This window comes from Streptomyces sp. NPDC014894 (assembly GCF_043080985.1).
Classification (GTDB): Bacteria; Actinomycetota; Actinomycetes; order Streptomycetales; family Streptomycetaceae; genus Streptomyces.
Genome location: NZ_JBIBWD010000008.1, coordinates 257,180 through 279,752, shown reverse-complemented (window position 1 = coordinate 279,752; position 22,573 = coordinate 257,180). Strand labels below are relative to the sequence as shown.

Genomic DNA, 22,573 nt, shown 5'->3' with positions numbered 1-22,573 from the left:
GTTCCTCAATTATGTTCCATAGAATTTTGCGAGAGCATCTCTCAGCTTGTCTCGCCCTTCCTCGAACGCCGATTCCTCGGTTTCGCCGATGATCCCCTGGTTTCCCGTGACGGCGTTTGCCCACTGTGTTGCGAGCAGCTCTTCGCGTCGCACCAGCTCTGTGCGCTCGGCCCGAGTTCCTCCCTGTGAAGTCGTTCCTGGGTGTTGTCCGCTTTCTTCCGCTGAAACTCCTCGCACGGCCCTCATGGCCTTGGCCATCGACATCGGGAATCTTCCCCGCCGCCCGGTTGTCGCTGTGCCTTCGTATTCGGCAAGGGCTTCGTGCCAGGTCATCCCGCCGTGTGCGCGGTCGCGCCTGAGGAGGTCCATAGTCATGGCGGAGAATCCTACATTTGCCGGATTGCGCACCGATTCTCGTACCAGCATGAGCCAGGCTGTGTTGCGCAGTAGCCGCCTGTTCCTTCGGCTGAGGCCCTTGGGGAGCTTTCCGGTTCTTACGTAGGTGCGTACGTAATTTGCGATCTGGCGATCTGCGAGTCCACTCTTGCCAAGCTTCGAGGAGATCTCGGGGTAGGAAAATACGCCGCGAGTGAACGCATTCAAGAATCCCGGTGAGTTCAGTTCGAGGATCCTCTCATTCTCTCGTCCGAAAATGTATGACTCATCTTTCCAGGGTGGCGGATTGTAGGGTGGAAGGGTTTGGACCCTATTGCCTGGCGTGGAAATATTGAGACTGCTTCCGCGTTCCCGAAGATATCGCACAGCGGCAGGAATGTCAGCCCCTTCTGAAACCACCACCGGTTGCGACAGGCGGAAGTTTTTGAGGATTCCAGATTTTGAGCGTCGCATGCGCAGGGCTCGTCGCTGAATGTCGGAATGGTTCAGCAGCTCCTGGGAAATTTCGTGCACCAGGGCGCGGATCTCTGCTGCCGTCAGCTTGAACCCGCCGCCTGCGAGTGCTTCGGGATTGAGAGATGCGCGTACATTGAAATGCGGAATTCCCTGGGCCTGGAGGCCGGTCAGCCGGTACCAAGTCCGCAGTGCGCCGAGCGTTGAACTCAGGACGATGCCTGTGGTTCCCCGCCGGAACATGCTCCGCAGTCTGGGACGAATTCTGGCGACGATTCGCGCGAGCCGGTCCTCCTTGGACCGCTCCGAGTTCTCCTTCCTGCGCCTGTCGTCACGTCGCCGCTGCTTCTGCTCCTCACGTCGCCGCCGCTGCTCCCGCAGCAAATCCCTCCGGAGCCGGTATGCCTCCCGCGTCCTTCGCGAGTCGGTGTCCGGTTCTCGCCGACGCCTGCTGTCGCGGTTGTTGCCGCGGACCAGGTCCCGTTGGGCGCGGCGATTGCGGTTGCGGGCCGCGTCGACGGTTCTTCTGTCCCGGTCGGCGGCGGAGCGGGTGCGATGCCTCGGGCGCGGCTTGGCGGCCTTGGTGTCGTGACGCGTGGGGGTACGGTCCCGGTCTTGATAGGTGTCCGGGCGGCTCGGAGTGCGATCTTGGTCGTCGGTACGGCGATCGTCGTACCGGTCACGGTCCCGGTCGGCCGGGCGGCGGGGCGGGGGTGTGGCGTGGTCGCGAGTCGGCGCGGGGGACTGGGGCTTCGGCGGGGTGGTGGGGCGGTCTGTGGGGTGGGAGCGGGTGGGGGGTTGGGGGGTGGTGGGGCGGTCGGGGGACTTGTCGGCGGGCTTCTTGAGGCCTGCGGCGACCCCGCGCAGACGGTCGCCGACGCGCTTGACGTACTTGCCGACACCGCTGAGCAGCGCCTCGTACGCCAGCTCCAGCAGAGCCACCACCCCCGAGGCGACGGCCTTCGCGAAGAGCACCCCCGCGCTCCCGCCCTTCACCGCCTTGAGGTAGTCCATGAAGGCCCCGAAAGCCTTCAGGATCTCGCTCAGCGCACCCCACGCGGACTTCAGCGCGTCGATGATCGCCATGACCCACCCCGCGCCCGGGATCAGCTTCGCGATGATCTTCGTGACGACGATCTCGCCGATGATGAGAGGGAGTTGCGGAAGCGCGGCGTCCCACGCCTCCTTCGCCATCTGCTCCTTGCTCACCCCGCCGTCGAGCAGCGCGTCGAAGATCTGCTTCGGCAGACCGAGCACTTCCTGGATCTTCTCGTTGAACCAGTTCTTCACCGCCGAGGTGACCTCGCGGAAGAGATGGTTCTGCGCGCCGTCCACCGCCGAGTCCTTGGCGCCGCCGAGCCAGGCGCCGGGATCCACCAGGATGTCGGCGGCGATCATCGCCCACTCGCCGAGCGCGTTGAGCAGCCCCAGGGCGAAGTCCATGATGGCGCCGACCGCGCTCCTCACCGCCTCGACCGCCAGCCGCAGGCCCTCCCTGAGGGCGTCGAGAATCCCGCTGAGGATCTTGCCGATCCGGTTGAGGAGATCGGTCATCATCCGCTTGAGCGCGGTGGCGATCCGGTTGACCAGGGCGATCGCGGCATCGCGGATACGGATGATCAGCTTGCGGATCCGGTCCGCGATCTTGAGGACGGCGTCGAGGAGATCCTTGACGAGCTGGATCAGGGCCTCGGTGAACTCCTTGAACTTGTCGATGATGAACTGCCGGGCCTCATTGATCCAGCGGATCACCGTGTTCTTGAAGTCGGTGATCAGCTTGACGACCGCCTCGCGGGCCCGCCGGAAGAGCCCCACGATCGCGTTCTTGAGCGCGACGAGCTTGTCGCGGACCCAGTCCATCGCCCGGGAGAGCCAGTTGCCCGACTCGCTCTTCGCCGAGTCGCGCTCCCTGACCGCCTCCTCCCGCGCCTTCGTGTCCTCCTTCCCGATGCCCTCCTCGTCCTGGGTACGGCGCTCCTCGACGTCCTCGTCGGTCTTCTTCTCCCGCTCCTTGACGTCCTCGCGGATCCTCTCGACCTTCTCGGTCTTCTTCGTGCCGAGGCTCTTCAGCTCCGTGTCCTGCTCGCCGCGCCATTGCTCGCGCTGCCGGGTCACCTCGGCGGCGGTCTTCTCCCGCTCGGACGCCTGTCTCGCGGTGTTGGCGTCGATCTCGGTCCGGACCCGCCGCCGATGGCTCTCCTGGGACTCCCGGGTCTCCCGGTCCTTGAGCTGCCGCCGCTCCGACATCGCCCGCCGGCCGTCGTCGTACGCGGACCGCAGCTGGGGGCCGCGCTCGTGCTCGGCCACCTCGGACACGGCCTCGGGCGGAATCCGGCCACCGGCGGGCCCGCCCGCGCCGCCGCTCCCTCCCCGGCCCGCAGGACCGGGGACCTGGGAGGTCAGAGTCTCCCCGGGCACATCGGGACAGATCTGGTTCTCGCCCAGGGGACGCGCCGCGTCGTCCCGGCCCGCCCCGTGCAGCTCGCCGCTCTTGCCGTCCACCTCCGAGCCCTGCTCGCCGGCGCGCCCGCCGGTCTCGCCCTCCAGCCCGACGCCCTCGGCCGTGCCCACCGACGCCTTGGCGAGCATCTCGTCCTCGGTCGGCAGATCGAGGATCCACCGCACCACCGCGTCCGAGTCGATGACGTCCTCGTCCGCGCCCAGCAGGCCGGCGACCTTGTTCACCGCGCCGACCACGAGCTGCGCCCCGCCCGCCAGCAGCCCCTCCAGCGTGCTCGGCTCCTCGATGTCCATGCCCGGGATCTCGCCCTCGGGGGCCTTGTCGCCCTCGACCTTCGCGTCCTCCTTCGCCGGGGCGTCGACCTGGGCGGCCGGATCGGCGGAGTACTGCCCGGGAGCCGAGGTCCGGGGCGCGCCGTGCAGAGTCCGGGGTGCGCCCGAGGGCCGGTCCATGGCGGGCGGCGCGCTCCGCAGCGCCCGGTGGTCGTCGCCGACGGTCCGGTCGACCGCGCCGGTGACCCCGCCCAGCGCCTGAAGGGCCCGGTGCGGCTTCAGTTGGGCGGCGCTGCTCAGCCCGGCCTCCGGCGACACCTTCGAGAGGTTGGGCGCGGCGGGCTCCCGCCGCGAACCGGCTGCCCCCCTGGAGCGTGCGCCGCCGCCCCCTCCGCCGCCCGAGGCGCTGCGGGAGCCTCCGCCGCCGCCCCGGGTACGGGGTGCCGGCCCGGCCTGCCGTGAGCGGGCCGGCTTCCGGGCGGCGGGAGCGGTCCGCTCGCCCGAGCCCTCCGAAGCGCCCGAGCCTTCCGAAGCGCCCGAGGTCGCCGAACTCTCCGGAGTCCGCGAGGCCGGCGGGGCCGTCGGCGCGTCCGTGGAACCGGGACTCCCGCCCCCGCCCGACACATGGCTGTCCCGCGCGGGCGAGGCGTCGCTCTCTCCGCCCGCCGACGTGGAGGCGGCGGGCTCCGTCGTACGGGAGGACGCCGATCCGGTCGCTCCGGCGGAGGACGCGGATCCCGTCGCCCCGGCGGAGGAGGACGTTTCCGACGCGCCCGCCCCGGCAGCCTGTTCCGGGGACCGCGACGCGCCGTCGGAGGCAGCCGCCCGATCCGGCTCCCGGCCCTCCCCGGCGGGATCCCGCTCGGGATCGGCGCTCGCCCGGTCCTCCTCGCCGGCCGATCGCTCCGGCCCGGCCCCGGTCCGCTCCGCGGCCTCCGGAACGTCCGGACGCTCCGCGTCGCGGGCGCGGGAGGCATCCCGTACGGCCGGCCGGTCCGCCCCGGGAGCCGACGCCGCCGCGGCCGGGACGTCCGGCGAGGCCGGCGTACCGTCACCGCTTCGCGCGGAGGAGACCGATCGCGCGGACTCCTCGGCGTCCTCCTCGGCGCGGCGCGCCTGTACCTCCTCGGCCCTGGTCGGCGGGGGCGCGGGGAAGGTGGGCGTGGACTGGGGCGCGCTCGAACCGGGCGTGATCCGGTCCGCCGTCGGCACCCCGGAGACGTCGGGATCGGCCGACGGGAGGAAGTCCTCGGGCTTCAGCTCGATGTCCCAGGCGCTGTCCTCGGCGTCGGGACCCTCAAGGTCGTCCAGTTCGCGCGCCCCGGCCGTCTCGGCGTCGAACGGGGTCTCGTCCGCCGCCTTCTCGTCCTGGAGGCGCTTTCCGTCCAGGGTGCTGCGGGAGCCGGGATCGGCGGTGCGCAGGGGTTCCGGGGGTTCGGCTCCCGCGCCCGGCCCGCGCTTCTCCTCCTCGGCCGCCCGCCCCCCGGCGACCAGCGGCTCGACCGCGCCGGGCCGGTTCCTGGCCGCCGACTCCTCCTTGCCGGGAGCGGTCGCGGGACCGGCCGCCCCGCCCCCGGACCGTTCGCCTCCGGCCGACTCCCCTCCGCGCGCCCCACCGCTGCCCTCGGGCCGTGAGGTCGTACGCGGCGGCGGCGCGGTCGCGGAAGCGGAGGCCGAAGCGGAGGCCGAAGCGGAAGACGCGTCCGCCGCCCCGCGCCCGCCCTTCGAGGAGCCCCGGCCCGAGCGCCCGGACTCCGAACCGCCGCCCCGGGGAGGCGACTTCCCGTCCCCCCGACGACCGCCCGCGTCCTCCTGCCCCTGCTGCTCCCGCTGCCGCTGCCGCTCCCGCTCTCGTTCGCCGTCCCGCTCCTGCTCCTGCTCCCGTTCCCGCTCCGCCTCCAGCAGCTCCACCGCCCCGGGCACCGCCGCCGGAGCCTCCAGCGCGTCCTGTGACGGGAGACCGGCCTCCTCGGTCTCCTCCACCAGCGCGATCAGATGCTCGTGCTCCGAGCTGAGCAGCCGGGATTCGAGCCGGTCCAGTACGGCGTCCCGCATCTCCTCGGAGAGGCGGGCGAGCTGGACCCGCACCCGCTTCGAACGGTCCTGCGGATCGCCGCGCAGTGAGCGCAGCACCCCGCCTGCCAGCCGGTCCAGCAGCGTCGCCGGGTCGATCTCCTCCAGCCGGCGGCGGTCGGCGTCCACCGTCGCGTAGCGCAGCCAGCCCGGCGTCGGCCGGTCCGTGCCGACCTCGGCCGGCCCGGTCCCGGGCGCGCGCGAGTCCTCCCGTACCAGGTCGGCCGCCGCCGACTCGGCCTCGCGCTCCACCGTCTGCTGGGGCAGGCTGACCGAGCCCGGATCGCGCCCGGCGCGCAGGGCGCCGAGGCCGTCGGGGTTCTGCACGGTGTGCAGCAGCTCATGGGCCAGCAGCCGGACGCCGTCGGCGGTGCCCGGACGGTAGGCGCCCTCGCGGAAGAGGATGTCCTGGCCGACGGCGACGGCGTCCGCGCCCAGCAGTTCGGCGAGCGCGCCCGCGTCGCGGTCGGTGTGCAGCCGCACCCGGCCGAAGTCATGGCCGAGCCGCTCCTCCAACTCCTCCCGTACGCTGGGATCCAGTGGCTGACCTGCCCCGGCGACGATGTTCTTCGGCTCGGGGGCGCGCGAGGCGGACCGATCCCCGCGCTTGCGCCGCCGGCCGGTCGCGGCGGCCCGGTCGTCCCGCGCGGCGGCGGCGGAGGAGCGCGTGCTCATCGCGGATCCCCCCGTCCCGAGAGCCCCGAGAGCCCCGAGTGCACCGCGCGCGCCAGGGCCTCGCCCAGCCGGGCCGGGGAGGTCGTCGCGGGCAGCGGGGGCAGCCCCGCCAGGGCCTCCAGGGCGCGGTCGCCGTCGGCGGCGACCGGCACGCCCCGCTCGCGCACGAGCCGGGCCAGCTCGCGCTGGAACGCGTCCGACACCCGCTCCGGGTCCAGCCGGCCGAAACCGTCGAACACCAGCTCGCCGATGTCCACCCGTACCGTGCGGGGCTCCTCGTTCACACCCATCCGCGGACCTCCGAGGGGGTGAGTGAGCGGTCCAGTTTCAGATACTCGGTACGCGCCGCCTCCAGCATGTGCCGCATCCCGAGCCGGTCGCCCTCCTCCGCCGCCAGGAAGGCGCCCGACAGCGCGATGTTGCGGATCGAGCCGCCCGCCACCGTCAACCGGGCCAGCAGCCCGCAGTCGATGCCCTTCGTCGGGGCGCGCGCGGGCAGCACCCGCCGCCAGATCTCGGCGCGTTCGTCCTCGCCGGGGAACGGGAAGTCGACGACGAACCGGATGCGGCGCAGAAACGCCGTGTCGAGGGCCTGCTTCATATTGGTCGTCAGGACCGCCAGCCCCCGGTACGCCTCCATCCGCATCAGCAGATAGCTGACCTCCAGATTCGCGTACCGGTCATGGCTGTCCTTGACCTCGCTGCGCCTGCCGAACAGCGCGTCCGCCTCGTCGAAGAGCAGCAGCGCCCCGCCGCGCTCGGCGGCGTCGAACACCTTGCGCAGATTCTTCTCGGTCTCGCCGATGTACTTGCTGACCACCTGGGAGAGATCGATGACGAAGAGGTCCAGGCCCAGTTCCCCGGCCATCACCTCGGCGGCGAGCGTCTTCCCCGTGCCGGAGCCGCCCGCGAGCAGCGCGGTGACGCCGAGACCGCTCCGCAGCGTCGCCGCGAACCCCCACTCCTGGTAGACGGTGGAGCGCTGCCGCACATGCGCCACGATCTCGCGCAGGATCCGCGACTGCCGCCCGGGAAGCACCAGATCGTCCCAGGACGCCCGGGGCTCGATCCGCCGCCCCAGCCCGTCCATCCCCATACGGGCCTCGGCGAGCCCGGCCCGCCACGCCAGCCGGGCGGGGTCCGGCGCGTCCTCGCCGGGCAGATCCCGTACGACGGTCGCGCCCGCGGAACGGATCAGATGCGGGGGGAGGGAGAACTGCGCGACGAGATCGCGCAGATCGGCCCGGCGCATCCGGGGGACGTCCGCGAAGGCGTCCTGCCAGACCTCCAGCTGCTCCTCCGCGTCGAGGAGCGGCACGGTCACCCGCTCGCCGCGCGGCCGGGTGCTCTGCCGGGGATCGTCGCCGGCCACCGCCAGCGGTACGGCCGCGCTCTCCGCGAACGCGTCGGTCACGGCGGCCTGTTCGCGTCCCGTGCCGCCGCCCGTCTCCACCAGCAGCGCGGCGGGGAGCAGGATCGCCTCCCGCTGCCAGAGCCGGGCCAGCCGGTCCCGCTCGACGGGGTCGGCCGGGATGTCGTCGGCGGTCATCGTGTACAGCCCGAGCCCCCGCCGGCGCGCCGCCGAGGCGGCGATGTCGGCACGTGAGCGCGGATCGCCGCCCACCAGCTCGACCCGGAGCGGGGCCGGCTGCCGGGCGCGCGACCAGACGTCCGCCACCCGCGCCGCCGCCAGCTCGTAGGAGGCGGGGAGGAAGCCGGGCGGGGCCGTCCGGCGCAGCTGTCCGTGGAGCCGGGCGTCCAGATAGGGGGAGCCCGCGAGGAAGTGCAGTACGCGCTCGTCCAGGCGCAGCCGGGAGGTGGTCAGCCGGGTCTCGTCGTCCAGCTCGACCAGCCGCCAGCGGCGCAGCGGGGCCACCGGCGTCAGCGCGCTCCAGTGCGGATCGGCGAGGGCGGCGAGCGCCAGCGAGAACGTGGGATGGGCCCGTTCCGGCGCGCCGCTCGCGGCCGCGCAGCGGGCTCCTGCGGTGGGGTCCAGCTCGGCGGCCGCGGCCAGCAGGACGATCTCCCGCTCGAAGGGCGTGAGCCCGAAGCAGTCGGCCAGCGCGCGCAGGGTCCTCGGCACGGACGCCGCGCCGGCCGGAGCGGTGGAAGTGCCGACGCCGACGCCGACGCCGGCGCCCGCGTCCGGGCCCGTGCGCGCGTCGGTGTACGGGTCCGGTGCGGCGCGCGTATCGGTGTACGGGTCCGAGGCGCCGGGGTCGCCGAGAGCCGGCCCGGCGGGCCCCGGGCCCGCGCCGCCGTCGTGCTCCGCCGTCCCCGTACCCCCGCCGCGCCGCGCCCGGGCGGCGTGCGCGTCCACGCGCGCCAGCACGGCGGCGACGGCGGCGGCCAGCGCACCGCCGGTCGCCTCCGACCGCGCCGTCCCGCCGTCCGCTCCGGTCATGTCCTCGCCCGCCCCCGTGTCGCGCACCGTGCCTCAGCTCTCCTCGCGGTCCGCGCCCGCGCTCTCGCCGGGGGACTTACGGGGCCGGGCGGGTGTGCGCCGGGCGGTCTTCTTCGTCGACCCGGACGCGGACGCGGCGGTCCGCCGGGCGCGCGGGGCGGCCGCGGGCCCGGCGGGCTCGGTCGCCTCAACGGCCCGGGCGGCCTCGGCGGCCTCGGCGGGTTGGACCCGCGCCTCCCGGGGCGAGTCGGGAGCGCCCGCGCCGACGGGCCGTACCCGTACCGTTCTGCGCTCCACCGGCCGGGGCTCGGCGGGCCGTTCGCGGCCCTCGACGAGGACCAGGGACGCCTGGTACGCCACCGACAGGGTGTACGGCGTCTGGTGCAGCATCCCCCACAGCTTGGAGGTCTCGTCGACGTCCATCGCCGTCGGCGTGAACCGGACCCGCTGCGGCGACCGGGACAGATCGCCGCCCGCCAGATACGGGCGCTCCTCCGCGAGTTCGATCAGCTCCCGGGGGAGTACGGGGACCTCGTGCAGGGTCCGCACCACGCAGCCGATCAGCCGCTGGCCGACCAGCTCGGCCTCCTCCCCGTACGCGCTGATCAGATAGTGCAGGTCCAGCGGTGCGGCCGGGCGCTTGAGCAGGGATCCGTCGCGGGAGCGGGTGGGCAGGTCCTGATGGCGCATCGAGGCGTTCGGGGCGACCTGGTACAGGAAGACGTTGACCGTCGGCTCGGCGGGCGGCTCGGCCGGGGGCCTACGGGTCTCCACCTTGACCGCGATGTCCATCTCCGGCCCGAGACTGCTCTCGATGAGCAGGGCGAGCGCCTGGGTGACCGTGGCGACGGCGAGTGCGTTGCTCATGGGTCAGTCCCTCCTCTCGCCGCGCGCCAGATAGTCGTCCAGCGTCAGCGCGGGAGCGGGCCGCCCGGCGGCCCCGGAGCGGCCGTCGGCCGGACGGGCCGCTCCCGGCGGCGCGGCCGCGCTGACCTCCAGCCGGCCGATCCGGATGTGCACCACACGCTCGGCCGCCCGGGGCGCGCGCCGTCCGCCGCCGCCGCGCGCCGTGGCGCGTACCGCCGCGCCGTCGCTCGCGCGGGGGCCGGTCCGCGCCGGGGCGGCCGGGGGCGCGGGAGCGGCGCGTTCCGCCGGGGCGGGGGTACGCCGTGGGGTGTCCGCCCCGCGCGGGGGCGCGGGCCTGCGGTACACGGGCGGGTCGTCGCCGACGGGCTCCGGCCGAGGTCCGGGGGCCGTGTCCCGGGGCGCGCTCCGCCGTACCGGCACGGAGGGGCTCGCGGGGGCGGACGCCGGGGGAGGGGCCTCGCCGCCGGGGAGCGCCGCCCCGGCCCGTACCGCCGCCGGCGGATCCGCGCACACCTCGTGTTCATGGCGTACCGCACCGGGAGGGACGGGCGGCGGAGGGGCGTACGGGATCAGCGCGGCGGGTTCGCCGGGCGCGGGCGGGGCGGTCCGCACCGCCTCGGCGCGCTCGAACGGTCCGGGCAGCCGCGGACGCGCCCGTACCGCCGCGCCGGCCTCCGGGCCGGGCCGCGCGTACCGGGCGAGCAGCCGGTCGAAGTAGTCAGGCATCCGCGCACAGCTCCAGGTAGTAGCGGCGCCGCAGCGGACTGAGCGCCAGGATCTCCGGCTCGCTCCACCCGTAGGCGGAGGCGAGCAGATGCACATCGAGCAGCAGGTCCCGCGCCCAGTGGTCCAGTTCGGCCCACAGGTAGGAGGAGATGTCCAGCTCGGCCGAGGTCCGGTCGCCGCATTCGGGGCAGGCCACGTCCAGCGTCACCCCGGCCGCCGGATCGGCCTCCGCCGCCGCCTCGGCGAGCCGGCGCTCCACCCGCTCGGGCAGCAGCCCCGCCAGACGCTCCAGCGGCACGGCCGCGCCGTCCCGGAGCGCCGAGAGCGTGCAGCGCGCCAGGAGCAGCCGGCGTGCCGCGACCGGGTCGGCGACCTCGCCCGCCGCCGTGAGATCGGCGACCGTGGGCAGCCGGAACTCGATCGTCCAATCGCCCTCGGTCACCCGCAGCGGTCCGTCCCGCCGGTCGGGGCCCTCGCCCAGGAGCGTGGCGTCGAGGTCGAACTCCATCGCCTCACCGCACGCGCCGCAGCCGACGCACACCTGCATGCGCTCCCCGAACAGGGCCCGGCGCAGCGCGAAGAGGTCCGCCTCCCGCTCACCGGCGGGCGCCGCCAGCAGCTCGCTCTCGCCCGCGCCGGGCCGGGCCGCCCGGTGGAGCAGCCAGGAGCGCTCCCGGTCGGGCCGGTCCTGTCCGCTCTCCCAGGCGGCGAGCAGTTCGGCGGGCCCCGTCGGCGTCATCGCTCACTCCTCCGGTCCGCGGGCGGTGTTCACGCCGGGTGGGTGAACGAGGGCTCGACGGGCTCCTCCACCTCGTAATCGCGTTCCCAGCCCTCGCATTCGAGCTTGACGCTCTGGATCGCGACCGCGTTGGCGTTGGCGTCCAGCTCCCCGAGGACCTGGTACTCGCTCACCCAGGCCCGGTAGAGCTTGTGCGAGACGGCCACCTGACCGGCCTCGTTGAGGACCTGGATGATGATGTCCTTGCGGAAGTCCCGCAGCGAGACCTCCGATCCCGGCCCCGCGCCGACCTGCCAGACCTTGTTGGCCCACCGGTCGAACTCCGGATCGTGGGTGACCCCGCGTTCGAGCGTGATCCCCTCGAATTCCGAACGGCCGGGTGATTTCCGCGGCGAGCTGGGGTCACCGCCGTGCCGGTGTTTGACCACCTCGGTGGTGCGCTTGAGCGGACTGATCTTGCTGACGCCCGCGACGGTCCGACCGTCCCACAGAACCAGGAACTTGAAATTCTTGTAGGGGTCAAAACGATGGGCGTTGATCTGGAACTCTGCCATCGGTGTCCTTCGTGATCCGTATTCCGCGGGTTACGAGAAGTCGGAGTCCGCCGCGAGCTGCTGGATCCGCACCACGACGAACTCGGCGGGCCGGACGGGGGCGATTCCGACCTCGACATTGACCAGTCCGCGTTCGATGTCTCCCGCGGTGGTGGTGTCCTTGTCGCACTTCACGTAGTACGTCTCCCGGGGGGTGCTGCCCTTGAACGCGCCCTGCCGGAAGAGATCGTTGAGATAGGAGGAGGCGTAGAGCCGGATCTGCTGCCACAGCTGCTCGCCGTTCGGTTCGAAGACCACCCATCGCAGGCCCCGGTAGAGGCTCTCCTCGACATGGAGCGCGAGCCGGCGCACGGGGATGTACTTCCACTCGCTGTCGAAGACGTCCGCGCCCTCCAGGGTGCGCGCGCCCCACACCACCGGGCCGATCACCGGGAAGGACCGCAGGCAGTTCACGCCCAGCGGGTTGAGCAGCCCGTTCTCCCGGTCGGTGAGCGCGACCGTCAGCGAGCGCACCCCCGTCAGCCGCGCGTCGGTGCCCGCCGGGGCCTTCCACACACCGCGCTCGGCGTCGGTCCGGGCGACGACGCCCGCGATCGCGCCCGACGGGGGGAAGGGGCGCAGCCGTCCGGTCAGCGGGTCGTTGAGCTGTACGTGCGGGAAGTACAGGGCCGCGTGGTCGCTGCGCACGGAGTCGAAGGCGCCGATCCCGGCGCGCGCGGCGTCCACATTGACCCAGGCGGACGGCGCGTCCACGAGGAGCAGGACCCGCCGCTCCCGGCAGAGCTGTTCGGCGGCGGAGAGGACGGTGAGCATGTCCTCGGTGGAGTCGTACGCGGCGAGTTCGGGCAGTGACAGCAGATTGAGGTCGTCGACGTCGCGCAGCGCCTGCACCCCGGTCTTGTCCGTCTCGCTGCCGATGAGGTCGCGCGGTCCCGGCGGCTCGCCGTCCCGGCCGCCGGAGAGCGGGAAGACGGGCGGATTGACGGAGGCCTCCAGGCCCAGGTCGTTGGCGCACTCGCCGATGAAACGGACCACGTCGGCCGGGTCGGTGGAGCCGGCGACGACCTGGAGCCGGCGGCCGAAGGGGGTGACCTGGACGCCCGCGTAGGCGTGCTCGCCCGGGGCGTCGGGCAGGGCGCGGAGCTTGCGCTCCAGCAGCAGGGCGAGTTCGGCCACCGTCGTCGGCGGCTCGCCGTCGTGCTGCGGCTCGTGGAGGGTGAACTCCCGCTCCACCTCGCCGATCTTGACCTTCAGCTCGACCCCGAGGCCGGGCAGCGGGTCCGCGAAGGGCTTGGAGACCGTGCCGGAGGGATCGGGTCTGCCGTCGTCCAGCTTCTTGACGCGGACCAGGGACGATCCCGCGTTGACGATCGTCTCCACGAACCGCGTGTCCCCGGGGTCCGTCGACAGCTGGGTGAAGGACTCACGGGCGCCGCCGTGGACGTCGAGGATCCGCAGGTTGAAGGTCCGGTCCGGGGCGGCGGTGTCGTGGTCGACGGTCACGCGCAGCCCCGAGCCCCAGATCCCGGGCTCCTTGGCGCGCACTTCGAGCACCGGGCAGGAGCTGTGCCCCTCGGTGGAGTCCAGGGCGACGGACGCCTCCTCGCCGGTGCCGGCCCGGGCGACGCGGACGATCACGGCGACCGTGCCGCCGTTGCCGAAGAACTGGTGCACGGCGTGGCCGACGGCGCCCCGGGAGGTGAGCCCGCCGAAGCGGCGCTCGAACTCGGCGAAGCTGGTGATCCGCACGGGCCGGTTGAGCGGGCCCCTGCGGGTGTGACCCACGAACGCCGTCACCGAGGTGGTGACCGGGGCGACGGTGCGGACGGTGCTGGGGACTTCTTCGATGTATACGCCGGGACCGCCCATGTGCGCAGGCATTCCCCCTCCATTCCCTTCGCGCACCAAGAGATGAGGAGGAGGGCGAAGAGGGCATGCCATTGTTGAATATTCCGTGCCCGCTCTTCCAAGATCCCCCGCCACACACCCCGTGCATTATCGGTCTCGCGCCGGGCCATTGGCCTGCGTGTGTGCTTGTGGCTCCTGATGTGTGAGTGCCTCTGCGAGTTTCGGTGGCAGTCCGCCGCAGGGTCAAGGGAGTGTTTCGGTCAGCCATTGATCATTTTCCGTGGGAAGCGCTTTCTGTCGTTCACGGTGGTCAGAGCGATATCACGCGATGAATAAACAGACGAATTCACCAATGCTTCACAGGACATTCGGGCTCCACGAGGAAAACGCGCCGAACGGAGGCGGGGCGCGAGGGACGCCTCGGGCCCGGTTGGCCGGAAAGGGACGTTTCAACGGCCGCCGTCCTCCGTCCGGGGGGCCCGGCCCCGCGAGACCCGGCCCATCCCGCCTCCGGCCGCCGCCCCGGACCCAGGGCCGTCGCAAAGTGCGATGATCTTGTAGTCGCGCTGGTCAGACGATGCCCAGTAGGTCAAGCGGGCGGGTGAGGGGCTCGTAGGAGACGTGCCGGATGCCGGCCGCGATGTCGCGGTGTCCGGCGGCGCGGAGCGCGTTGATCGCCGGGTTGCGTAGGGTCGACGTGTTTTCGGGGCCATGGCCGGTGCGGATCTTCGAGGCGTCCTCGGCGAAGGTGGTGTCGCGGACGAAGTGGAGCCGATTCTCGATGGTCCACTGCGACCTGGCGAGTTTGCCCGGCCGCTGGGGCGATGCCTGATGCGAGCTCAGGTCTGTGACCGCGTGGACGGTCCGGCGGCTGATGGTTCCGGTCATGCGGTCGGTGCGGTGGCGCAGGATGCGTACAGCCTGGGCGGTGTGGGGGAAGTCGAGGCCGAGGTCGGTCACGGTGAGCGCCCTGGTCACTCGGGTCTCCCGGCGGCCGTGGCCGATCTCCCGGTCGTAGCGGCGGGCGGTGACGTCCTTCCACGGCAGTGATCGCAGCCCGCGGTGCGGTTCGGGCTGGTTGGCCTTGACCACCAAGAGGCAGTGCGCCTTCTTCTCGTCCACCAGGAAGCGCGCATGCGCGCGCTGGGTGTGCAGGGCGTCGGCCGTGACGGTGACCCCGGTCAGGTCGAAGGGCGCCAGTAGCGCGGCGAAGCGGGTGATTTCGTTGGTCTTTTCGGAGATCCGCGGCTGGGTGACGGTTCGGCCGTCGCCGGTCATCGCGGCCGGCAGGTGGGCGGCGGGCGTCTGGCCGTGTCGGGAGCCGCGGGCGGCCTTGCCGTCGAGCGCCACCGAGTCCGAGCCGGCGGGATCAGCGCCGGTCGGATCGGCCAGTCCGCCGGGGCGGACCAGGCCGACAATCCGCCGAATCGTGGCGGCACTCGGCGCGACGCGCACACTCAACGACCCTGCGACCCGGGCACCCAGGCGGGCCAGGGCGTGCCGCGGCGCGTTGGCGGACCACTGGCCGATAGCCGTGTACGAGCGTGCGCCGGCGACAACCGCGGAGGCGGCAACCAGCGGCACCGCCACGAACGGGTGACGCACCCCTCGACGTCGACGCGGATCCGGCGACAGCCGCAACCGCTCCACCAGCGACAACCCCGCGGTGTCCTCCAGAGCGGGCGGCTTGATCAGGCAGACGGTGGCAGACTGACGACACGTCGAAGCTCCGGTGGTGCGAGGCGACTTGGGAAGGTCACCCCCGTTCAACCGGAGCTTCGCTGCGTGCGTGACGGCCCAGCCCGCGCTCCTTGGACCGCCGCGACCTGCGGACCCTCAGGGCTGGTCGTACCAGGAGAACGCCGCGATCCGCCAGCCCTCCGGGGTGCGGACGAACTGGATGGTCTTGGTCCCGCCGCCCTCGAACGGCTCGCCGTCCAGGATGCCGGCCTTCCGGTACTGGCCGAAGCGCGACGCGATGTCGCCCGCGATCTCGGTTCGCTCGGAGGTCTCCCACTCAGAGAACTCGACCAACCGGCCGTCGGCGAGCAGGCGTTCGCGCGGCTCGATGAACTCGTCCACGGTGTAGACCGTGTACTGCGGCCCGGCCAGCACGATCACACCACCCGGAATGACCAGCCGGCGGATCCGGGCCACGTCCGCGGCCTTGCCGCCGCGGTTGTCGAAGGCTCCGAAGAACTCGGCGGCCATCGCGTCAATCTCGATCTTGGACATGGCGCGACGGTAACACCGCTAGGGGGCAACGGGCATGCGTCGAGGCAACTTCGACCCAGGGGCGCCCACGAGATCATGCGACTTTGCAACAGCCCTGGCCCCGGACCCCTCGCCGGGGCGGATCCGGACGCCCCCGGAGTGTCGTACCCCGCTGTTACGGTGCGAATATGACACTCCGTGATCGTGTTCTGGGGCTGCGGCGCGGGCAGCCCGACCCGGCGCGCCGCGGTCGCCGGGCGGTTCGCTCCGGGCGGGCCGGGACCCGGGGTGAACCGAACGGGCCGGGCCTCGGGGCGTACCGGTCGGGCCCGGGCCGGGCGGACCGATCACCCGCTCCGGACGGGACCGGCGGCCCGCCGGGTCGCGCCGGGGGCGCTCGCCCGGGTCCGGGGGCGCGGGGCTCAGCCCAGGAGCCTGATCGGATCCCCGGCGAGATACGCCTCGATGTCCTCGACCGCCTGGCCGAAGTACCCCTCGTAATTGCGCCGCGTCACATACCCGAGATGGGGCAGGCCCAGGAAGTTGGGCGCGGTGCGCAGCGGGTCCGAGGCGGGCAGCGGCTCCGTCTCGAAGACATCGGCCCCCGCCCCCGCGATCCAGCCCTCGCGCAGCGCCCTCAGCAGCGCCGCCTGGTCGACGATCGCCGCCCGGGAGGTGTTGACGAGATAGGCGGTGGGGCGCATCCGCCGCAGCTCCGCCTCGCCGATCAGCCCCCGGGTCCGGTCGCCGAGCACCAGATGCACGGAGACCACGTCGCTGCTCTCCAGCAGCTCCTCCTTGGAGGCGGCCATGACCGCCCCGCCCTCGGCGGCGCGCTCCGGGGTGAGACGCGGGCTCCAGGCCATGACCTCCATCCCGAAGGCGGCCCCGATCCGGGCCGTCTGACGGCCGATCTTCCCGAGGCCCAGCAGTCCGAGCCGGCGGCCGTGCAGATCGGCCCCCAGGGTGTGCTGCCAGGGGCCGCCGGAGCGCAGCGCGTTGTTCTCGGGGACCACCTGGCGGGCGAGTCCCAGGATGAGCGCCCAGGTCAGCTCGGCGGGAGGCTCGGAGGCGCTGGAGGTGCCGCACACGGTGACGCCGTGCCGTGCCGCCGCCGCGAGGTCGACGGAGGCGTTGCGCATGCCGGAGGTGACCAGCAGACGCAGCCGGGGGAGCCGGGCGAACAGCTCGGCGGGGAAGGGGGTGCGCTCCCGCATGACCACCACGATCTCGCAGTGGCCGATCGCCTCCACGAGCGCGTCCTCGGACCCGATGTGCCGGGAGAGGAAGGAGACGTCGACCCGGGGAGCGAGCCTCGGCCAGTCGGCCAGGGAAGGGGCCACGCCCTGGTAGTCGTCCAGCACGGCGCAGTTCAGCATCGGCACGGCGGCCCCCCACGATCGTCTCGTCTCGGATGGCGGGAGCCTAGTGCACCGCCGCGGACCGCCCCCGGGGCCTCGGGCGGACAGCCGTCCCGGGCGGCGGCGGCCCCCGGCCCCGGAGGCCGCCGTGATCGGATCCTTGACCTCAAGTTTGGTTGTGGTTTTAGCGTTCTGTCTGCGCCCCGGGCCACATCGGCCGACGGGATCCGAGCACCGGCCCACACCCCTTTCCGGAGGCACCTCTCATGGACATGGAAGTCACCGCCTGGTCATCGCTGCACAGCGCGATGAACGCCCAGCAGGACCGGCGGCCCTTCTCGCGGGCCACCCTGCGCCGTATCGCCTCCTTCGCCCGCCCCCACCGCCGGCAGCTCAACCGCTTCCTGCTCCTCAGCGTCGTCACCGCGCTGCTCGCGGTCGCCACCCCGGTCCTCGCCGGACGGGTCGTCGACGCGATCGTCCGGGGCGGCGAGTCGGGCACGGTCACCCGGCTCGCGGTGCTGATCGCCGTCATCGCCGTCGTGGAGGCCGGGCTCGGACTGCTCACCCGCTGGATGTCGGCCACCCTCGGCGAGGGCCTCATCCTCGATCTGCGCACGGCGGTCTTCGACCATGTCCAGCGCATGCCGGTCGCCTTCTTCACCCGCACCCGCACCGGCGCGCTCGTCAGCAGGCTCAACAACGACGTCCTCGGAGCCCAGCGGGCCTTCAGCAACACGCTCTCCGGGGTGGTCTCCAACCTCGTCACCCTGCTGCTGACCCTCGCCGTGATGCTCAGCATCTCCTGGGAGATCACCCTTCTCGCGCTCGCCCTGCTGCCGGTGTTCGTCGTCCCCGCCCGCCGCATGGGCTCCCGGATGGCGGGCCTCCAGCGCGAGGCGGTCAGCCACGACGCCGCCATGGGCACCCAGATGACCGAACGCTTCTCCGCCCCCGGCGCGACCCTCGTCAAGCTCTTCGGACGGCCCGCCGACGAGTCGGCCGAGTTCGCCGCCCGAGCCCGCCGGGTCCGCGACATCGGCGTCCGCACCGCCATGGTCCAGTCCGCGTTCATCACCGCGCTCACCCTGGTCTCCGCGCTCGCCCTCGCCCTGGTGTACGGGCTCGGCGGCCACTTCGCCCAGCGCGGCGCACTCGACCCCGGGGCCGTCGTCGCCCTCGCCCTGCTCCTCACCCGCCTCTACGCCCCGCTGACCGCGCTGGCCGGGGCCCGGGTCGAGGTGATGAGCGCCCTGGTGAGCTTCGAGCGGGTCTTCGAGATCCTCGATCTGAAGCCGCTGATCGACGAGAAGCCCGACGCCCGCCGGGTCCCGGACGGGCCCGTGTCCGTCGAGTTCGACGGCGTCTCCTTCGCCTACCCCTCCGCCGACAAGGTCTCCCTCGCCTCCCTGGAGGACGTCGCCTCCCTCGACCGGCGCGGCGGCGCCCCCGTCCTGCGAGATGTGTCCTTCCGGGCCGAACCCGGCCGGATGGTCGCCCTGGTCGGCTCCTCGGGCGCGGGCAAGTCCACCATCGCGCAGCTGCTGCCCCGGCTGTACGACACGGACGCGGGCGCCGTACGGCTGAACGGCGTCGACGTCCGCGATCTCAGCGCCGACTCGATCCGCGAGACCCTCGGCATGGTCACCCAGGACGGCCACCTCTTCCATGAGTCCGTCCGCGCCAATCTGCTCCTCGCCCGGCCCGACGCCACCGAGGACGACATCTGGGACGCCCTGCGCCGCTCCCGCCTCGACGGTCTGGTGGCCTCGCTCCCCGACGGCCTCGACACCGTCGTCGGCGAACGCGGCTACCGGCTCTCCGGCGGCGAACGGCAGCGGCTGACCATCGCCCGGCTGCTGCTGGCCCGTCAGCGGGTCGTCATCCTGGACGAGGCCACCGCGCACCTCGACTCCACCTCCGAGTCGGCGGTCCAGGAGGCCCTGAACGAGGCGCTGGCGGGCCGCACCGCCGTGGTCATCGCCCACCGGCTGTCGACCGTACGCGCCGCCGACCTCATCCTCGTCGTCGAGGAGGGCCGGGTCGTCGAACGGGGGACCCACACCGAACTGCTGGCCGCCGGAGGCCGGTACGAGGAGCTGTACCGCACCCAGTTCGAGCGGCCCGCGACGGAGCGGGAGCACTCCGCCCGCTGAACCGCGCGCGATCGGAGCGGGCCCCGGGAGGCACCCCGGGGCCCGCTCCGGCGCGCCCGCGCCCCGATCCCCCCGACGGCCGCCCGCCGACGCCGGGGCCGGGGCCGCGCCCACCCCTTGCCCGGGAAACGCCCCCGACGCCCTGCCGTGCCCGCCCTGCCTCGCCCGCCCGGCCGTGCGCGCCGCAAGCCTCGGAACCACCGCTTCCGCACCCGCCCCTTTCGGACACGTTCCCTGTGCGTCCCCCCAACCGCCGGTTGACACGCCCCGGCGCGGGACACGTACTCCCGGTGTCCGCGGGGCGGTCCGTCCCGTCCGCGGGCCAGGACCTCCCCGCGACGGCCCCGCACTCCACGACCGCCGCGCGAGGAGACCGATCGTGAACACCGAGACGCACGGGGAAGCGCTCCCACCGGACCTGCCGAGAAGCCCGGTCTGCTCCCACACCGAATGGGATCCGCTGGAGGAGGTGATCGTCGGCATCGTCGACGGGGCGACCTTCCCGCCCTGGCACGAGGCCCTCCCGCCGGTGCTCCCCCAGGACCAGCACGACACCTTCCGCCGCCGGGCGGGCAGCCCCTTTCCCCCCGAACGGATCGCCGCCGCCCACCGGGAGCTGGAGGAATTCGTCCACATCCTGCGGAGCGAGGGGGTGACGGTGCGCCGGCCCGAACCGCTGCCCCACCGCGAGCCGTACCGCACCTGGGACTGGACCAGCACCGGAATGTACGCGGCGATGCCCCGCGACGCCCTGCTCGTCGTCGGCGAGGACATCATCGAGTGCCCGATGGCCTGGCGCTCCCGCTACTTCGAGTCCCTCGCCTACCGCCCCCTGCTCAAGGAGTACTTCCGGGGCGGCGCCACATGGAGCGCGGGCCCCAAACCGGAGCTGAAGGACGCCCAGTACGACCAGGAGTGGACCGACCCCGGCGAGGACGCCCCCGGACCGCCCCGGCTCGTCGTCACCGAGTTCGAACCCACCTTCGACGCCGCCGACTTCATCCGCTGCGGACGCGACATCATCGCCCAGAAGAGCAATGTCACCAACGAGTTCGGCATCGAGTGGCTGCGCCGCCACCTCGGCGACGCCTACCGCGTCCACGTCCTCGAGTTCCGCGACCCGCACCCCATGCACATCGACGCGACCCTCGTCCCGCTGGCCCCGGGAAAGCTGCTCATCCACCCCGACCGGGTGCCCGAGGTCCCCAAGCTCTTCACCGGCTGGGACGTCATGACCGCCCCCCGGCCGGTGATCCCCGACAGCCATCCGCTGTACATGACCAGCAAATGGATCAATATGAACGTCCTCATGCTGGACGAGGACCGGGTCGTCGTGGAGCGCCAGGACGAGCCCATGATCACGGCGATGAGGAAGTTCGGCCTCACCCCGATCCCCTGCGACTTCCGCAACTTCAACAGCTTCGGCGGCTCCTTCCACTGCGCCACCCTGGACGTGCGCCGCCGCGGCACCCTGGAGGCGTACTTCTGATGCCGAGAACGCCGCTGTGGAAACACACCCCCCGGGACGCCCTGCTCCTCGCCTACAGCGTGGCCCAGTTCGCCGTCACCGTCTGGCTCGCCACCGCGTGGGAGAACGCCCACCCCGCCGCCCGCGCCGGCGGATTCGTCCTGCTGACCGTCGTGACGGCGTACAACATCATCGTCGTCTCCCATCTCTTCACCCATGTGCCCTGGTTCAGCTCGCCCCGGCTCAACGCCCTCGTCTCCGTGCTCAATTCGGCCAACATCGGACAGTCGGTGCAGGCCTACCACCTCACCCACGTCCGCAACCACCACCGGTTCAACAACGACGCCCAGGGCCCCGACGGCACCACCCGCGACACCTCCTCCACCTACCGCGACGGCGCGGACGGGGAACACGCCCCCCTCCTCTCCTACGCGCTGCGCGGAGCGCTGGACTCGCTGGCGGACCGGGGCCGGGAGACCCTTTGCACGCTCCGCCTCTGGCGGGTCGGCGAACGCGAGACCGGACTCCTCGCCCTCGCCTCCCGCCGAGAGCCGCGCCGCACCCGGGAACTGCGCCAGATACGGGCCGACCGGGCCGCCCACTGCCTCTCCCTGGCGCTCTTCGCGACGATCTCCTGGCAGTGGACGCTCCTGTGCTACCTGCCCGCCTTCTTCGCCGCGCTCACGATGGTGAACGTGCAGAACTACTACCGGCACTACGGGGCCGACCCCACCGACCGCACGGCGGACTCCGTCAGCCACTACGGACGGCTGTACAACCTGATCGCCTTCAACGACGGCTACCACCAGGAGCACCACCTCAGCCCGGGCTCGCACTGGTCCCGGCTGCCGTCCGTGCGCGAGCGCCACCGGGCCGCCCTGGACGCTCGCTCACGGATCGTCAGCCCCGTCCCCGCCATGCTCGGCTTTCTGCACCGCCGCCGCCCGCTGCTGCACCGCCCGGGCGCCCACACCGGAGGAACCCCGTGAGCCCGCACCCCGACCGCCCCGGACCGGGCGCGGGAGCGGCGGACACGGCCGCACCGCGGATCACCGGCCGCGCCCTGCCGCCCGGCGGCTTCCGGGTCCACCGCACCACCGGCGGCCGGCTCGACGTCCCCGCCGTGCTGGGCGTGCTGCGGGGCGAGCTGGCCGCCTGTCTGGTCGGCGGATTCGTCCCCGAGGCGGACTGCCGGCGGATCGTGGAGAACTTCTGGGCCTCCACCCGCCGCAGCCCCCGGTACGGGGAGGGCGAGGACGGCGTCGAGGGCTATCTCGTCGGCGCCTCCCACATCGAGAAGACCACCGACGCCTATCTCACCGAGGCGGCGCACTCCGCCGACGCCGTACGCGGCCTCTACCGGGGCGCCGCCGACCCCGTGTCCGCGTTCCGCACCGCCCTCGCCCGCGACGGGGGGCTCGCCGGGGCGCGGCCGGCCCGGCACGGCGGACGCGACGCGGGCGACTCCAAGGCCGTGTGCTGGAACAGGACCGGCGACTATCAGCTGATGCCCCACGACGATCTCGCCCAGCTCGGGGACCCGCTCCAGAGGGGATTCGAGATCCAGCGGCTGCGCCGGGTGATGGCGGTCAACGTCTACCCCCGGGTGCCCGCCGGAACGGGCCAGATCAAGCTCTGGAACGTCGAGCCGGACGACGACTCCCGCGCCCGACTCGGACTGACCCACAGCGGCTTCCCCTACCCCCCGGAGCTGCTGGACGGCCACTCCGCGCTCGTCGTCCCGGTCGAGACCGGCGATCTGTGCGTGATCAACGGAAATCTCGCCCACGCGGTGCTGGGCGGCGGTCCGGCGGCTCCGGGGGACCGCCGGCTGCTGCTGACCTGCTTCACCGCGCTCGACGACCGCGATGAACTGATCTGGTGGACCTGACCGCTTCGAGCGGCG

General features: G+C 72.8%; 15 protein-coding genes. 4 read left to right on the top strand and 11 right to left on the bottom strand.

From position 1 onward, the window contains the following. Nucleotides 1-9 precede the first annotated feature (9 nt). The 11 genes from ACF089_RS21000 to ACF089_RS20950 all read right to left on the bottom strand — a co-directional run bounded on the left by ACF089_RS21000 (nucleotide 10) and on the right by ACF089_RS20950 (nucleotide 17,061). Nucleotides 10-6,330, bottom strand: a complete 6,321-nt coding sequence (locus ACF089_RS21000; RefSeq protein WP_392028629.1) for a DUF4157 domain-containing protein — start codon at nucleotides 6,328-6,330, stop codon at nucleotides 10-12. Next, nucleotides 6,327-6,620: a hypothetical protein gene (locus ACF089_RS20995; RefSeq protein ID WP_392028627.1), complete on the bottom strand. Its 294-nt coding sequence runs from the start codon at nucleotides 6,618-6,620 to the stop codon at nucleotides 6,327-6,329. The genes ACF089_RS21000 and ACF089_RS20995 overlap by 4 nt, the downstream gene beginning before the upstream one ends. Next, nucleotides 6,611-8,734 (bottom strand): AAA family ATPase, encoded by a 2,124-nt coding sequence (locus ACF089_RS20990; protein ID WP_392028937.1) that lies wholly within the window; start codon nucleotides 8,732-8,734, stop codon nucleotides 6,611-6,613. The genes ACF089_RS20995 and ACF089_RS20990 overlap by 10 nt, the downstream gene beginning before the upstream one ends. A 33-nt stretch (nucleotides 8,735-8,767) precedes the next feature. Then, entirely contained in the window at nucleotides 8,768-9,601 is an 834-nt protein-coding gene (locus ACF089_RS20985; RefSeq protein ID WP_392028625.1) for a DUF4255 domain-containing protein, read from the bottom strand. Between the two features lie 3 nt (nucleotides 9,602-9,604). After that, complete coding sequence (locus ACF089_RS20980) at nucleotides 9,605-10,327, bottom strand: hypothetical protein (RefSeq protein WP_392028623.1); 723 nt, start codon at nucleotides 10,325-10,327, stop codon at nucleotides 9,605-9,607. Further along, a complete protein-coding gene (locus ACF089_RS20975) occupies nucleotides 10,320-11,066 on the bottom strand; it encodes a hypothetical protein (RefSeq protein WP_392028621.1) in 747 nt (248 codons plus the stop codon). The genes ACF089_RS20980 and ACF089_RS20975 overlap by 8 nt, the downstream gene beginning before the upstream one ends. 29 nt (nucleotides 11,067-11,095) lie before the next feature. Further along, entirely contained in the window at nucleotides 11,096-11,620 is a 525-nt protein-coding gene (locus tag ACF089_RS20970) for a phage tail protein (protein WP_392028619.1), read from the bottom strand. Between the two features lie 30 nt (nucleotides 11,621-11,650). Beyond that, nucleotides 11,651-13,501, bottom strand: a complete 1,851-nt coding sequence (locus tag ACF089_RS20965) for a phage tail sheath C-terminal domain-containing protein (protein WP_392028617.1) — start codon at nucleotides 13,499-13,501, stop codon at nucleotides 11,651-11,653. A gap of 537 nt (nucleotides 13,502-14,038) precedes the next feature. After that, the gene (locus tag ACF089_RS20960) at nucleotides 14,039-15,118 is read right to left on the bottom strand and encodes an ISAs1 family transposase (RefSeq protein ID WP_392028935.1); all 1,080 of its coding nucleotides are present in this window, start codon (nucleotides 15,116-15,118) and stop codon (nucleotides 14,039-14,041) included. 186 nt (nucleotides 15,119-15,304) lie between these two features. Beyond that, a complete protein-coding gene (locus tag ACF089_RS20955) occupies nucleotides 15,305-15,703 on the bottom strand; it encodes a DUF4440 domain-containing protein (protein WP_392028615.1) in 399 nt (132 codons plus the stop codon). 401 nt (nucleotides 15,704-16,104) lie between these two features. Then, a complete protein-coding gene (locus tag ACF089_RS20950; RefSeq protein ID WP_392028933.1) occupies nucleotides 16,105-17,061 on the bottom strand; it encodes a D-2-hydroxyacid dehydrogenase family protein in 957 nt (318 codons plus the stop codon). 248 nt (nucleotides 17,062-17,309) lie between these two features. On the opposite strand from ACF089_RS20950, the gene ACF089_RS20945 reads away from it, so the two are divergent. The 4 genes from ACF089_RS20945 (at nucleotide 17,310) to ACF089_RS20930 (ending at nucleotide 22,558) form a co-directional block, all read left to right on the top strand. Then, nucleotides 17,310-19,199, top strand: coding sequence for an ABC transporter ATP-binding protein (locus tag ACF089_RS20945; protein WP_392028613.1), 1,890 nt, complete (start codon nucleotides 17,310-17,312; stop codon nucleotides 19,197-19,199). Nucleotides 19,200-19,578: 379 nt separating this feature from the next. Further along, nucleotides 19,579-20,688, top strand: a complete 1,110-nt coding sequence (locus ACF089_RS20940; protein ID WP_392028611.1) for an amidinotransferase — start codon at nucleotides 19,579-19,581, stop codon at nucleotides 20,686-20,688. Beyond that, on the top strand, nucleotides 20,688-21,656 hold the full coding sequence (locus tag ACF089_RS20935; protein ID WP_392028609.1) for a fatty acid desaturase family protein: 969 nt from the start codon (nucleotides 20,688-20,690) through the stop codon (nucleotides 21,654-21,656). Before ACF089_RS20940 ends, ACF089_RS20935 begins: the two co-directional genes overlap by 1 nt. After that, complete coding sequence (locus ACF089_RS20930; RefSeq protein WP_392028607.1) at nucleotides 21,653-22,558, top strand: hypothetical protein; 906 nt, start codon at nucleotides 21,653-21,655, stop codon at nucleotides 22,556-22,558. The genes ACF089_RS20935 and ACF089_RS20930 overlap by 4 nt, the downstream gene beginning before the upstream one ends. The last annotated feature ends 15 nt before the right edge of the window (nucleotides 22,559-22,573 follow it).

Coding starts and splice junctions, on each gene's coding strand:
- ACF089_RS20950 (WP_392028933.1), bottom strand. CDS start 17,061: ATGCTGAACTGCGCCGTGCTGGACGACTACCAGGGCGTGGCCCCTTCC.
- ACF089_RS20955 (WP_392028615.1), bottom strand. CDS start 15,703: ATGTCCAAGATCGAGATTGACGCGATGGCCGCCGAGTTCTTCGGAGCC.
- ACF089_RS20980 (WP_392028623.1), bottom strand. CDS start 10,327: ATGCCTGACTACTTCGACCGGCTGCTCGCCCGGTACGCGCGGCCCGGC.
- ACF089_RS20975 (WP_392028621.1), bottom strand. CDS start 11,066: ATGACGCCGACGGGGCCCGCCGAACTGCTCGCCGCCTGGGAGAGCGGA.
- ACF089_RS20945 (WP_392028613.1), top strand. CDS start 17,310: ATGGACATGGAAGTCACCGCCTGGTCATCGCTGCACAGCGCGATGAAC.
- ACF089_RS20985 (WP_392028625.1), bottom strand. CDS start 9,601: ATGAGCAACGCACTCGCCGTCGCCACGGTCACCCAGGCGCTCGCCCTG.
- ACF089_RS21000 (WP_392028629.1), bottom strand. CDS start 6,330: ATGAGCACGCGCTCCTCCGCCGCCGCCGCGCGGGACGACCGGGCCGCC.
- ACF089_RS20990 (WP_392028937.1), bottom strand. CDS start 8,734: ATGACCGGAGCGGACGGCGGGACGGCGCGGTCGGAGGCGACCGGCGGT.
- ACF089_RS20965 (WP_392028617.1), bottom strand. CDS start 13,501: ATGCCTGCGCACATGGGCGGTCCCGGCGTATACATCGAAGAAGTCCCC.
- ACF089_RS20970 (WP_392028619.1), bottom strand. CDS start 11,620: ATGGCAGAGTTCCAGATCAACGCCCATCGTTTTGACCCCTACAAGAAT.
- ACF089_RS20935 (WP_392028609.1), top strand. CDS start 20,688: ATGCCGAGAACGCCGCTGTGGAAACACACCCCCCGGGACGCCCTGCTC.
- ACF089_RS20995 (WP_392028627.1), bottom strand. CDS start 6,620: ATGGGTGTGAACGAGGAGCCCCGCACGGTACGGGTGGACATCGGCGAG.